10 protein-coding genes and 2 riboswitches are annotated in these 14,387 nt (G+C 47.1%); of the genes, 3 read left to right on the forward strand and 7 right to left on the reverse strand.

The features are described from left to right. Positions 1-10: 10 nt before the first annotated feature. Positions 11-1,465 (reverse strand): PTS mannitol transporter subunit IIBC, encoded by a 1,455-nt coding sequence (locus CXK86_RS21540; RefSeq protein ID WP_076319876.1) that lies wholly within the window; start codon positions 1,463-1,465, stop codon positions 11-13. A gap of 419 nt (positions 1,466-1,884) precedes the next feature. Continuing rightward, positions 1,885-2,277: a glycine cleavage system protein GcvH gene (gene gcvH / locus CXK86_RS21545; RefSeq protein WP_047844042.1), complete on the reverse strand. Its 393-nt coding sequence runs from the start codon at positions 2,275-2,277 to the stop codon at positions 1,885-1,887. 344 nt (positions 2,278-2,621) lie between these two features. Continuing rightward, positions 2,622-2,744, forward strand: a riboswitch (glycine riboswitch). 3 nt (positions 2,745-2,747) lie between these two features. Then, a riboswitch (glycine riboswitch) is annotated at positions 2,748-2,848 on the forward strand. 216 nt (positions 2,849-3,064) lie between these two features. Here gcvH and gcvT point away from each other — a divergent pair. The 3 genes from gcvT (at position 3,065) to gcvPB (ending at position 7,130) form a co-directional block, all read left to right on the forward strand. Beyond that, the gene (gene gcvT / locus CXK86_RS21550) at positions 3,065-4,201 is read left to right on the forward strand and encodes a glycine cleavage system aminomethyltransferase GcvT (RefSeq protein ID WP_036617019.1); all 1,137 of its coding nucleotides are present in this window, start codon (positions 3,065-3,067) and stop codon (positions 4,199-4,201) included. Further along, on the forward strand, positions 4,198-5,553 hold the full coding sequence (gene gcvPA / locus CXK86_RS21555; RefSeq protein WP_076252927.1) for an aminomethyl-transferring glycine dehydrogenase subunit GcvPA: 1,356 nt from the start codon (positions 4,198-4,200) through the stop codon (positions 5,551-5,553). The genes gcvT and gcvPA overlap by 4 nt, the downstream gene beginning before the upstream one ends. Positions 5,554-5,639: 86 nt before the next feature. Next, a complete protein-coding gene (gcvPB, locus tag CXK86_RS21560; protein WP_076252999.1) occupies positions 5,640-7,130 on the forward strand; it encodes an aminomethyl-transferring glycine dehydrogenase subunit GcvPB in 1,491 nt (496 codons plus the stop codon). A gap of 246 nt (positions 7,131-7,376) precedes the next feature. On the opposite strand, the gene ptsP is transcribed toward gcvPB, so the two are convergent. The 5 genes from ptsP to CXK86_RS21585 form a co-directional block, all read right to left on the reverse strand. Continuing rightward, a complete protein-coding gene (ptsP, locus tag CXK86_RS21565; RefSeq protein WP_047844045.1) occupies positions 7,377-9,089 on the reverse strand; it encodes a phosphoenolpyruvate--protein phosphotransferase in 1,713 nt (570 codons plus the stop codon). Next, positions 9,082-9,357, reverse strand: coding sequence for an HPr family phosphocarrier protein (locus CXK86_RS21570; RefSeq protein WP_036617010.1), 276 nt, complete (start codon positions 9,355-9,357; stop codon positions 9,082-9,084). Before CXK86_RS21570 ends, ptsP begins: the two co-directional genes overlap by 8 nt. A 77-nt stretch (positions 9,358-9,434) precedes the next feature. Beyond that, the gene (gene ptsG / locus CXK86_RS21575) at positions 9,435-11,486 is read right to left on the reverse strand and encodes a glucose-specific PTS transporter subunit IIBC (protein ID WP_036617007.1); all 2,052 of its coding nucleotides are present in this window, start codon (positions 11,484-11,486) and stop codon (positions 9,435-9,437) included. A gap of 286 nt (positions 11,487-11,772) precedes the next feature. Next, positions 11,773-12,627 (reverse strand): glucose PTS transporter transcription antiterminator GlcT, encoded by an 855-nt coding sequence (gene glcT, locus CXK86_RS21580; RefSeq protein WP_047844046.1) that lies wholly within the window; start codon positions 12,625-12,627, stop codon positions 11,773-11,775. A 165-nt stretch (positions 12,628-12,792) separates the two neighbouring features. Then, positions 12,793-14,349, reverse strand: a complete 1,557-nt coding sequence (locus CXK86_RS21585; RefSeq protein WP_076252928.1) for a flotillin lipid rafts scaffold protein FloT — start codon at positions 14,347-14,349, stop codon at positions 12,793-12,795. Between the last annotated feature and the right edge of the window lie 38 nt (positions 14,350-14,387).

Consider the following 14,387-nt stretch of genomic DNA (forward strand, 5'->3'; position numbering starts at 1 on the left):
ATGCGTGCAATTACTTCAGACGTTCAACGAGCGCATCGTATTCCGGGCTTTTTAGGAAGTTGTCGATGGATATATGTTCTGCGTTCGGCGCAACGGAGCGGGCACGATCGGTCAATACTTGTTGTGTGATCACCACGTCTGCATCCGGCGGGATATCACTGATAGCCGTATTTGTCACCGTAACGTCAATCCCCTCTGCCTTCATCTTCTTGCGTAGAATGGAAGCACCCATGGCACTTGACCCCATGCCTGCATCACAGGAGAAGACAATTTTCTTCACGTCTGTTTTGACGGTAGAAGAAGCCATATCTGCGGCTCTGTCTGCTTCACGTTGATTAGCCGTAATACCAGCGTTTGGCAGGGTTCCTTGACTCTTCATGTCTTTCATCCGACTGGATGCGGACTCCAGATCTTCGTCCTTTTGTTTACCCGTTTTCAGCAACACTGCTGCAACCAGGAAAGAAACGACGGCTGCTACAAGCACCCCTGCGAACATCGGCAGGTATCCACCTTTTGGTGTTAAGAAGAAATACGCGATAATACTACCCGGTGATGGTGCTGAAACAAGTCCTGCTCCGGTGAGCATGAATGTTAATGTACCTGCGACGCCACCCGCAATTGCGGCAAGAATCAGAATCGGTCTCATCAGAATGTAAGGGAAGTAGATCTCATGAATTCCCCCGAAGAAATGAATGATTACGGCACCCGGTGCAGAAGATTTGGCCATTCCGCGTCCGAAGAAACAGTAAGCAAGTAAGATACCAAGTCCCGGACCCGGGTTTGATTCAAGCATGTATAATACGGATTTTCCTAATTCTCTCGCTTGATCTGTTGCAATTGGTGTAAGAATCCCGTGGTTGATTGCATTGTTCAGGAACAATACTTTACCTGGTTCAATGATTAGGTTGACCAGCGGCAGCAAACCAAGATTCATTAAGCCCTGTACACCGGCAGATAATACTTTGCTAATCGCTTCTACAGCAGGCCCGATGCCCAGTAGCGCAAAAATCCCCAATATCCCACCAATAATACCGGCTGAGAAGTTGTTAACAAGCATTTCAAATCCGGCTTTAACTTTACCTTCAATGGATTTATCAAACTTTTTAATGATCCATGCTGCCAGTGGTCCGGCAATCATGGCACCGAGGAACATCGGAATATCACTACCCACGATGACCCCGATGGTCATAATGGCACCCACGACACCACCACGCTGACCATGCACCATCGTACCCCCGGTGTAACCAATTAACAGTGGCAGCAAATATTTGATCATCGGATCGACTAGCTGCGCAAGCGTCTCGTTAGGGAACCAGCCTGTTGGAATGAACAGAGCTGTAATTAATCCCCAGGCGATGAACGCTCCCATATTCGGCATGACCATACCACTCAGGAATCGGCCAAAACGCTGAACACCTACCCGTAGCCCACCTTTGGAATTGGACGATTGGTCCAAATTACTCATTGTATTATCCTCCTTGGATCAAGTGATTATGATTTATGAAAGGGGTATCATTTCTCCCCTGCTGTAATCCTAAGCGAGAATGCTCTCCTGTTCAATGAAATGAAAGCGTACTTTCGTCATGAACAATGATGACAACATTAGGTTATGTAATCGTTTTACTTGATGCATAATGGCTGAACCCATTGGTACACAAGGATTTTCTTGCCTATGACTTTTGTCATTTCCAGAATCATTTTCTAAACTATAGCTTGGTCCAATCAGGTGATTTACATCCACAATCTGCTTCATTCCACATTCAAAACCATTCTTGGAAAGCACAAAAAACCTGTGCAAGCATCCGGCTCACACAGGTCGAAACAATATGAAGCTCATATCATTTAATTATAAAATATATGTTAATAAGTACAAGTTCGTTGATACTATTCTTCCGTATGTTTCCGATACGCGTCTGCATTCATCAATGTAGACAATGCTGCTGTCAGATCTCCCTCAACACGGATCTCAATCATCCAGCCTTCCTCGTAAGGAGAGCTGTTCACAAGTTCAGGGGAGTCCTGCAACGAATCATTCACCGCAATGATTGAACCAGTGACGGGAGAGAACAAGTCCGACACCGTTTTGACCGATTCGATCGTTCCAATGCTGTCCTCTGCTTTTACATTGGTTTCAAGGTCAGGCAATTCCACAAACACAATGTCACCCAGCTGATGCTGCGCGAACTCGGTAATGCCAATACGTACAGTATCCTCCCCTACGGTTTGCACCCATTCGTGCTCTTCACTGTACAGGAAATCACTTTTTAATTCGCTCATCGATATCCGCCTCGCTTTTCATTAAATGAGTGCATGCGTTCTTTGACCTTAACCTTTTTCCCAGAACATAGCGTATGACATTTTTGAATCAAATGTCAAGATACCTCACAATTTATTTGCTGAATACCTCTAAATTCTGTAACCGGATTACACTCTTTCTTCATATACTGGTGAATATTAGAATAGTAAGCGTAGTCTTTTTAAATACACGAACAATAAGTTAAAAACTAAATTAAATATTCGGTTTTAAATCATTATCTATGATATCGTTCTTGACATCAGTAGTGGATTCACGTTTTAATGAGAGGAGTAAATGTGTTTATTGGACTATGTTATACCCGCGGATGAATGTAAAGGGAGAGATTACCCGTGACACCCGATTCGGGATGTACATGAGGTAACGCCGAAGGAGTAAACCACCGATAAGCGGGGGTGAATCTCTCAGGCAAAAGGACTTTTACGGGACGCAACTCTGGAGAGCATCTATTCGCCCTGTGCGGGCGTTATGATCACCCAAGGGGAAACCTGCTGCGCAACGCAGCGGGGTAACTCTCAGGTACAAGGGACAGAGCCTTAGAATACAGCGTGCTACTTGGCATGCCGATTCTTTGGCCTGTCCTTTTCCTTTTTCCCAAAAAACGAAAAACAGGATGTAGAATGGCGCTGCCATAGCTGCCTTACCATACTTATGTGATGAAAATATCTAGCTGAAAATTTAAAAATACCCTGGTTCATTGATCCACGATTGTATATCCGGCCGGCTGACGGCCCATGACGAGGTGATTTGATGTCTGATTTGCTTAGAACACCACTCTTCCCACTATATCAGCAATATGAAGGCGTACGGTGCATTGATTTTGGAGGCTGGGAGCTTCCCGTACAATTTAGCGGAATCCAGAAAGAACATGAAGCGGTACGCGAGCGTGCTGGACTGTTTGATGTATCCCATATGGGCGAATTCACTGTACAGGGTGAGCAGGCTGAAGTTTTTTTGCAACAAATGATGACTAATGATGTGACCACGCTGGTTCCCGGTCAAGCCCAGTACACCCTGATGTGTTATCCAGATGGCGGTGTGGTGGATGATCTGCTCGTGTATAAGCTGGAAGATCAGCATTATATGCTTGTGGTTAACGCCTCCAACATCGACAAGGATTGGGCGTGGCTGCAAGAGCACTTGATCCCCGGCGTAAGCATGACCAATGATTCGGAGCAGACGGCGCTACTCGCCTTGCAAGGTCCACTGGCTGTAGACATTATCGGGAAAGTTACAGATACGGATGTAAGCTCGATTGAACCGTTTCGTTTTGTGCAGGATGCTGAAGTATGTGGAGTAAAATTACTGTTGTCCCGTACCGGTTATACCGGTGAAGATGGCTTTGAGCTATATGTTCCTGCAGATCAGGCCGCTGTGGTCTGGAATGGGTTAATGCAAGCCGGTGAAGGTCACGGACTTGTACCGACAGGCCTCGGTGCTCGGGATACACTGCGCTTTGAAGCAAAGCTCCCTCTGTATGGACAGGAATTGTCGGCAACTATCTCTCCGCTTGAGGCTGGTGTTGGCATGTTTGTGAAGCTGAATGCCGGACCTTTTATCGGACACGAAGCCTTGTTACAGCAAAAAACTGACGGGCCCGCCCGCAAACTGGTCGGCATCGAAGTGTTGGAGCGCGGTATTCCCCGCCCCCACTATCCGATTTACGCCGAAGGCGTACAGATTGGTGAAGTGACAACAGGCACGCAATCACCTACATTGAAGCGTAATCTGGGGCTTGCCCTCATCGACAGCAAATACGCTGCGCTGGGAACCCCGCTTGAGATTGAGATCCGCGGCAAGAAACTAAAAGCCGAGGTCGTGAAGACCCCTTTTCATAAACGGACACGTACGTCGAAGACACCTACTCAAGGAGCTGATCAAGCATGAGCAAGCACCGTTACATTCCCATGACTGAACAAGATCAGAGCGCCATGCTCGCAACCATCGGTGTGGATACGCTGGAGGATCTGTTTCAGGACATTCCAAAAGAGATTCGTTATCAGGGCGAGCTGCCCGTATCCTCCAAACTTGATGAATATGCGCTGACACGTCACATGTCCAAACAAGCCGGCGCCAACGCCAATTTCGAAACACACGCCAGCTTCCTCGGCGCTGGCATATATGATCATCATGTTCCTTCCGTCATCAATCATGTCATTTCCCGTTCCGAGTTTTACACTGCCTACACACCTTATCAGCCTGAGATCAGCCAAGGTGAACTACAGGCCATTTTCGAATTTCAATCCTACATCTGTGAATTAACCGGTATGGCTGTAGCGAATGCCAGTATGTATGATGGCGCAACTGCCTTTGCCGAAGCAGGAAACCTGGCCGCAGCGGCAACTCGTCGCAAACAGCTCATCGTATCCCGTACCGTTCATCCGGAAGCCCGTCAGGTATTGCAGGCGTATGCGCACGGACTCCGTCTGGAGATTGTCGAGATTGGTTATAAAGATGGCGTCACTGATTGGGATGCCCTGCAAGCCGCCATATCGGACGATACCGCTGCTGTCATGATCCAGAGTCCGAACTTCTTTGGTGCTGTGGAAAATGTGAAGCAGGCTGCCGACCTCGTGCATGCGCACAAGGGCCTGCTCGTTGTAAGTGCAAACCCGCTATCGCTGGGTCTGCTGGAAGCCCCAGGCAAGCTGGGTGCCGACATCGTTGTAGGTGATGCGCAGCCCCTCGGCATCGCCGCTTCACTCGGCGGCCCAACATGCGGATATTTCGCCGTATCCCAGCCTCATATGCGCCGAATTCCTGGCCGAATTGTAGGCCAAACAACGGATCGCAACGGCAAGCGTGGTTTTGTACTGACACTGCAAGCACGTGAACAGCACATCCGCCGCGAAAAGGCGACATCCAATATCTGTTCCAACCAGGCTTTGCTTGCACTCAGCGCATCTGTGTATATGTCCATCATGGGTAAACAGGGCATGATCGATGTCGCGGATCTGAATTTGCAAAAGAGTCATTACACCCTCAATACATTAACTGCGATTCCTGGAGTTAGCCTTACTTTTAATGCACCAACATTTAATGAGTTTGTTATTAAGCTTCCTGAAGGAACCGACGTGGATGCCCTTCAGTTGAAATTGCTGGATGCGGGCTTTATTGGTGGTTACGAACTCGGACGTGATTACCCGGAGCTTGCCGGACATATGCTGATTGCTGTTACCGAACGACGCAGTAAGGAAGAGATTGACGAATTCGCACGAGCATTGGAGGGATCGCTGTGACTCAGGAAACGACAACGACGACAACGACAACATCGGTACAAGGACAATCGGAAACAGGTACCTCTGTCTCCACTTCGGCTCAATCTGTGACAGAAAAATTCAACGCACAGACCTTATCCCCTGCACCGGAGCAAGCATTGATCTTTGAACTCAGCAGCCCGGGACGTGTCGCTTATTCCTTGCCAGAATGTGACGTTCCTCGTCAGGCTGCGGATACGTTGATTCCCCGGGAAATGCTCCGTTCGGAAGCAGCGGCACTGCCGGAAGTGTTCGAGGTAGATGTTATTCGACACTATACTGCGCTATCCCGTCGCAACTTCGGTGTAGATAACGGATTCTACCCACTGGGCTCTTGTACAATGAAATATAATCCGAAGATCAATGAGGATGTTGCCCGTTATAACGGTTTTGCCAAAATCCATCCGTACCAGCATGAATCCAGCATTCAAGGTGCTCTTGAACTGTTATATACGTTGCAAAACGACCTTGCAGGTCTGACAGGTATGGACGCTGTGACCTTGCAACCCGCCGCTGGTGCCCATGGAGAATGGACTGGACTTATGATGATTCGTGCCTACCACGAAGCTCGTGGCGAACAACGTACCAAAGTCATCGTGCCCGATTCTTCTCACGGGACCAACCCGGCAAGTGCTACCGTTGCAGGATTTCAAACTGTGACGATTCCATCCCGCGCAGATGGACTGGTCGATCTGGACGCGCTCCGTGCAGCTGTTGGTTCGGATACGGCAGCATTGATGCTGACAAACCCGAATACACTTGGTTTGTTCGAGAAAGACATTCAGGAGATTGCATCCATCGTACACCAGGCTGGTGGCTTGTTGTATTACGATGGAGCCAACTCGAATGCCATTATGGGCATTACCCGTCCGGGTGATATGGGCTTTGACGTGGTGCATCTGAACCTGCACAAAACGATGAGTACACCTCATGGCGGTGGTGGACCTGGCGCCGGACCAGTTGGTGTGAAGAATCGCCTGATTCCGTTCCTGCCTAAGCCAATGGTAATTAAAAATGATGACGGTATGTATGCATTCGATTGTGAAGGAGATCAATCCATTGGCCGGGTGAAAGCCTACTACGGCAACTTCGGTATTTTGGTACGTGCCTATGCCTACATTCGCACTTATGGACCGGAAGGTTTGCGCCGTGTCTCTGAATGTGCGGTACTGAATGCCAACTATATGATGGCCCGTCTCGCCCCTTACTACGAGATTCCATATCCAGGCGTATGTAAACATGAATTCGTCATGTCTGGTCGGGGTTTGAAGCAATATGGTGTGCGTACACTTGACGTTGCCAAACGATTGCTTGATTTTGGATATCATCCACCAACGGTGTACTTCCCGCTCAACGTCGAAGAATGCATCATGATCGAGCCGACAGAAACCGAAAGTAAAGAAACGCTGGATGGGTTCATTGATACGATGATACGGATTGCCAAAGAAGCGGAAGAGACACCAGAATTAGTCCTGAACGCACCTTATGGCACACCGGTTACTCGACTCGATGAGACTACCGCCGCCCGCAAACCTGTACTGAACTGCGCGTGCAGTTAATCAAATCATTGTTATAACGAAGGCTCTTGCTGATGTTCCAATCAGCAAGAGCTTTTTGTGTTGCCTTCCCCTTTAAAGATGCCACTCTTACAGCTCGCCATCATCCTGTTAGAGTATTTCTCAACATTTATAACAAAAAAAGCCGATATCCACAATGATTCGCGGATACCGGCAAAATCGCTGCATCAATGCAGCTCATTATCGGAAAAAGAAAAAACCTCAAATCCGGAGGAAACCCCGGCAAAATTACGCTTGAATGCTTTGAACCAATTCAACGACTTGTTCAGCCGTTTGCATATCCAGAGCTTTAGCAGCCAGTTCCTGCATATCCGCACGGGACAGCTTAGTGATCTGACTACGAGCTGGCAGGATGGAGGTTGCGCTCATGCTGAACTCATCCAATCCAAGACCAAGCAACAATGGAATTGCTGTTTCGTCTCCTGCCATCTCACCACACATGCCAACCCATTTGCCTTCACGATGCGCTGCATCGATAACCATTTTAACCAAACGCAAAATGGCTGGGTTGTAAGGCTGGTACAGATAAGCCACTCGTTCGTTCATACGGTCAGCAGCCATCGTGTATTGAATCAGATCGTTCGTTCCGATACTGAAGAAATCCACTTCTTTGGCAAACTGATCCGCCAGAACTGCAGTCGAAGGAATTTCGACCATGATTCCGAGTTGAATGCTGTCAGAAACAGCAATACCTTCAGCAACCAGCTTCTCTTTCTCTTCGAGCAAGACAGCTTTTGCTTCACGGAATTCACCGAGTGTTGCGATCATTGGGAACATGACACGCAGGTTTCCATGTACGCTTGCACGCAGCAATGCACGCAATTGTGTACGGAAGATATCCAGACGGTCCAGACACAGACGAACTGCGCGGAAGCCGAGGAATGGATTCATTTCTTTTGGCAGATCCAGATATGGAAGCTCTTTGTCTCCACCGATGTCGAGTGTACGAACAACGACAGGTTTACCTTCCATTTTTTCCAGTACCGCTTTGTAAGCATTATACTGAATGTCTTCGGAAGGGAGCTTGTCTCTGCCCATGTACAAGAACTCGGTACGGTACAGGCCTACAGCCTCGCCGCCGTTTTCCAGAACACCCGTTACATCATTTGGTGTACCGATGTTGGCTGCAAGTTCAACATGAACGTTATCCACCGTTACCGTTGGCTCATCACGAAGTTTTCTCCACTCTGCACGTTGTGCATCATACTGTTCCTGTTTGGCACGGTATTCAGCAATAACTTCATCAGTAGGGTTAACCAATACGTGACCATCCAGACCGTCAACAATAATCATATCGCCTTGTTTCGCTTGAGCCAAGATGTCCTTGGTTCCAACAACAGCCGGAATTTCAAGAGAGCGAGCCATAATCGCCGAGTGAGAAGTACGTCCACCAATGTTAGTTGCAAAACCTTTAACAAATTGGCGGTTCAATTGAGCCGTGTCGGAAGGTGTTAGATCCTCCGCAAGCACGATCACTTCTTCATTGATCTCAGCTGGACTCATGAAGTCGATACCAAGCAAGTGATTTAGCACACGTTTGGTAACGTCACGCATATCTGCTGCACGTTCCTGCAGGTATGCACTCTTCATGTTCTCGAACATGGAGATAAATTGTGATGCCGTTTCGTTCAAAGCAAATTCTGCATTGATCATGTCATCCGCAATTCTAGCTTTAACCGGATCAATCAGTTCCGGGTCATTCAAAATGAGCAAATGCGAAGCAAAAATCTCTGCTTTTTTCTCGCCAAGCTCTTGTAAAGTACGCTCTTTGATCGCCTCAAGCTCAGCCTGGGATTTACCCAGAGCTGAGTCGAGTTTCGCGATCTCTGCGTCAACGTCGTTAATTTGGCGTTTTTCTACAGAGTAATCAGGATGCTCCAAGATAAACGCCTTGGCGATAGCAATACCCGCCGAAGCCGCGATCCCGGAGACATTAAGCATTAATTTCGCCCAACCCTTCGTTAACCATAACGTCAGTCAAAGCTTGAAGAGCTTCAGCTTCGCCTTCGCCTTCAACGATGATGCTGATAGTGTCGCCTTGTTCCAATCCCAGGGAAAGAACACCCAGAATGGATTTCAAAGTTACTTTTTTACCGTTAGCTTCTGCAAAGGATTCTGCACCTTTGAATTTGTTTGCTGTATTAACCAGGGCTGTCGCCGGACGTGCGTGGATACCATCTTCGTCTGTAATTCTGAATGTTTGTTGCATTACAATCATCTCACTTTCAGTAGTTTGGTTTAGGCATTGCATATATTTACACTTGCTTGCCATCGTCGTAACACTTCTTATTTTATCTCAATGATTGGCTGTTCGCCAACTTTCAGCACTCCACTCTTCTTCAGAGTTACTGTGGAGCCCTCTGGCAGGTTAGTGAAAATAACTGGTGAAATGATCGAAGGAGCGTTTGCTTTGACATACTCCAGATCCACTTCCATAATCGGCTGACCTGCCGATACCAGATCACCTTCCTGTACCAGTACGTTAAAGCCTTGACCTTTCAGCTTCACCGTATTAACACCTATATGAACAAGCACTTCCTTGCCACCATCGGACATGATGCCCACGGCATGTTTGCTTGGAAATACATTAAACACTTTACCATAGACAGGAGAAGTTATCGTACCATCATGTGGCAAAATTGCGAATCCATCACCTGTCATTTTCTCAGCAAAGACCGGATCAGGTACGTTTGTAATGTCCAGCAATTCACCATTGACTGGCATGACGATATCCTCAGCAACGATGCGCTCTCCCTGCTCACCTTGTGCCTTCTCCTCTTCAGGAGTTGGTTTGGCAGCTGCTGGCGTTGGTGCTGGAGTTCGTCCTGCAATAATATCCTGCATCTGAGATTTGATCGTGTCGGAACGTGTTCCGAAGATGGCTTGAACATTATTACCCACTTCAAGTACACCAGATGCACCCAATTGTTTCAAACGATCTTTTTTCACATTGGATTTCTCATTAACTTCAATCCGCAAACGAGTAATACAAGCGTCCAGATGTTTGATATTTTCCTTGCCACCGAAAGCTTCGAGAATGTTATGTGGCAGGTCATCCGTTGAACCAGAGCCTCCGCCAGATTCGGTTTCAGGCGTTGCATCCTCTCGTCCTGGTGTTTTGAGATTGAATTTGCGAATGATAAACCGGAAACCGAAGTAATAGATCACCGCAAGAACCAATCCGACAATAATAACGTCCCACCAAGGTGTACGGTTCGGAATAATCCCGAAGATCAGGAAGTCAATGAACCCACCGGAGAAGGTCATACCGATCTTTACACCCAGAATTTGCATGGTCATGAAAGACAAACCTGCAAAGATACAGTGTACTGCAAACAGGATTGGTGCCACAAACAGGAACGAGAACTCAAGTGGCTCTGTAATCCCTGTCAGGAACGAGGTTAGCGCAGCTGAACCCATGATCCCTGCAACATATTTTTTGTGCTCCGGTCTTGCTTCATGGTACATCGCAAGTGCCGCTGCTGGCAAACCGAACATCATGAACGGGAATTTACCAACTTGGAATGTTCCTGCTGTGAGAGCAACGCCATCACGTAACTGGCTGAAGAAAATCTTCTGATCCCCACGAATAACATCTCCGGCTTTATTCACATACTCACCAAACTCAAACCAGAATGGGGAGTAGAAAATGTGATGCAAACCGAACGGAATCAATGACCGTTCCACAACTCCGAAGATGAATGCCGACAAGGTCGGACTTGTATCTACCATGAAGTGAGATACAGCATTCAGTCCATTTTGAATCGGAGGCCAGATAATCACAAGAAGCAACCCGATTACAAGGGATACTACCGATGTGATAATCGGTACAAATCGTTTACCTGCAAAGAAACCGAGGTAAGACGGCAGTTCGATTTTGAAAAATCGATTGTAACACAGCGCGGCGGCAATACCTATGATAATACCTCCGAACACGCCTGTACTTAATGTTGGGATACCCAAGATGCTGGCATAACCCGGTACTTCACCGATCATTGCCGGAGTAACACCTACTGCAGATCCTAATGTAACATTCATGACCAGGTAACCGATGATCGCTGCAAGACCTGCAACGCCTTCGCCACCAGCCAATCCGACAGCTACGCCGACGGCGAACAGCAATGCCAGATTATCAAATACGATCTGACCTGCGTTCATCATAATTGTTGCGATCGAGTTCACCCAAGGGGTGTCGAGCGCCGTTACATATTGCAAGAAATCTGGATTAACCAGCATGTTACCAATTCCGAGCAGCAAACCTGCCGCAGGTAGAATGGCTACAGGCAGCATGAGAGCTTTACCTACTCTTTGCAATACACCAAAAAGCTTTTTGAACATCGCGTCGTTTCTCCCTTTCGTCTAATTTATATGTTGTGATGCAAGCAAGGGAACACAAAAAAGGCATGAATTAACAAAGTAAACTGTGCCAACCTTGGGGTATAGCATACCCTGTACAAGGAAAGAACAATCACACTTTAATTAACTCATGCCTGATCGAGTCAGTAACACGTCGCTTATGTTTATTCAGTTGCTTGATTACGGAAACCATTGTAGCACCAGTTCTAATCTATTGCAAGCCTTTACACCAAAAAAATAAATTCCACATTCCATCACTGGAATGACCTCACTTATTCTCTTCTTCCTTCCGCTGATTCAGTCTTTGCAGATGAATGGTCAGATAACCTACCTCCGCAGGATAAACCGGCAGTTTCAGTCTTTTCTCCATCACTTTGGTCAGTTTCCATGCAAGCGAGTACATTTCGGGATACTCCAACTTAAGCAGGGAATCCAACTTATGAAGCTCCTCCACTTTGTCTCCACGCCGAACACGCTCAAGGGCGAACCGAAGATGAGTCAGCAAACGAGAGTAATCCAGCGATTCCGTTTCAAACGAATAATCGAGTTGATCAGACACCAGGTTCACCAAATCAGTGATCAATTGTGAATGCTCACGTACCTGGGATATATTTTGATTGGTCATTGCGCTATAGATATGGAGGGCAACAAAACCAATCTCGTCCATCCCCAGATCTACACCCATTTTCTCTTTGATCAGACGAACAGCGTATTCTCCCATTCGATATTCTTCAGGGTAAATCTCGCGGGTTTCATATAAAAATGGATTTTGTATGATAATGCCCTGCTCCTTGCGTTTTAACGCGAAAGAAATGTGATCGGTTAATGCAATATGGATATGTTCATTCAGAGGAACGTCCGTACGCTCTGCAATATACGTAATAACTTCGTTAATAATCTCGATCAGTGCTTCATCCACCTGTGGAAGAAGCTGTTTGTACTGCTCTTGCTCCTGCTGGTTTTTCAAAATGAACATTTTCTCCACAGCCATCAATGGAATGTGATCACTCGGTTTTCGGTTAAAGCCAATGCCTTTACCAATAACAACGACTTCCCCGTGTTCTGGATGCTGTGCAATGATTACATTATTATTTAGCGCTTTATCTACATGCAAGCTGCTCATTGTTTGCACCTCTTTTTCACACCATCTTAGGTGTGATTAAGTCACACCCTGTTACGAACGAAAAGACACCCGGAGCGGGCAAACCGCGCCGGACGTCTCGCTTAAAAAGTAACAAAAATTCGCCTTAAGGTCAATAGAGCAACCATGCAAGATTGGAAGTGCTTCTTACTCGTCAACTCCAGCTCTTTCCACAATCTTGTCGATTATAGAAGGAGTTGTAACAGCCTCGCTCTGTTGAATGTTAACTGGCGCAGGTGTTTTAGACTTCGTAAGGCCTTTAATCAGCTGCTCTACATCGATGCCGGATACACTTTTGAGCATCTCTGGAGCGGTCGCCATAAGTTCAGTAACATAGTTACTCACTCGTGCTGCACCTTCACCTTTACCTGTATCTACCACCGTCAGTTTATCAATGGATGCAATTGGCTCTGCAATTTTGCCAGCCAGTTCAGGCAGCATTTTGACAATGATATCGAGTACAGCTGCTTCGCCAAACTTCTGGAACGCTTCGGCCAGTTTTTCTTTTGCTTCTGCTTCTGCAAGACCACGCAAACGAATAACTTCTGCATCTGCTGTACCTTTGGCAAGTTCCGCATCCGCCATGGCCTGACCTTCAAGTCGCTTCTGCTCAGCTGTTGCTTTGGCATGTGTTTCGATGGAATACTGTACTGCATCGGCTTCACGCATTCTTTTGGCTTTATCCGCTTCGGCAGCCTGCTCTACCGCATAACGATCCGCTTCTGCCTTTTTCTTCACTTCGGCATCGTATTGCTTCTCACGTACGACGATTTCTTTTTCCTGGAGGTCAATCTCACGTTCTTTACGAACGAGTTCAACCTTCATTTCTTCTTCCACCACGGTCTGTCTCGCACGAGCTTCATGGATATGGTACGCCTGGTCGGCTTCCGCTTTGGCTGTATCCTGATCCCGCTTAAACGTGGCTACTTTCAGTTCTTTCTCTTTGGCTGCCTCAGCGATATTGGTATCACGCAGCAACTCTGCTTTTTGACCCTGCTCTTCCGCATTGGCCTTCTGAATACGTGCATCACGCATCGCTTCCGCTTCAGCTATCTCTGCATCCCGCTTCACTGCCGCAATTCTCGGTTTACCGAGAGCATCCAGGTAACCCTGTTTGTCACGCACATCCTTGATGGTAAATGAAACAATTTGAAGGCCCATTTTCTTCAGATCTCTAGCTGCTACGCCTTGAACCTCTTGCGCAAACCGATCCCGGTTCCGATATACTTCTTCCACCGTCATTGTACCGAGGATGGCCCGCAAATGCCCCTCCAGTACCTCCTGTGCTTCGCTTCTCAGCGCTTCTACAGGTTTACCAATGAATTGCTCAGCTGCCGTAGCAACGTCTTCTACAGCGCCTCCAACCTTGATAATAGCTACACCGTCAGCAATAACCGGAACCCCTTGCTCCGTGTACACTTCAGGTGTGGAGACATCCAGCTTGTGGGATAATAAGGAGATAAACTCGGATTGCTGGAATATCGGCAGGATAAATGCACCGCCACCACGAACAATCTTAATTTTTCGGCCAGAATCATCATCGGAGATATTTTTGCTACCCAAGAATGATCCCGTAACGATCATCGCCTCATCCGGTCCAACCGTTTTGTATCTCGCCCAGAAAGCCAAACCTAAAATTAGAATGACACCGACTACAACTATAGGAATCAGCAATACATCCCAATTCAAATTCAAATTATCCATTCCACATCTCTCCCCTTATTCATTCATGATGAGTGCTT

The sequence above is a fragment of the Paenibacillus sp. BGI2013 genome, from assembly GCF_002843485.1.
GTDB classification, from domain to species: Bacteria; Bacillota; Bacilli; order Paenibacillales; family Paenibacillaceae; genus Paenibacillus; species Paenibacillus amylolyticus.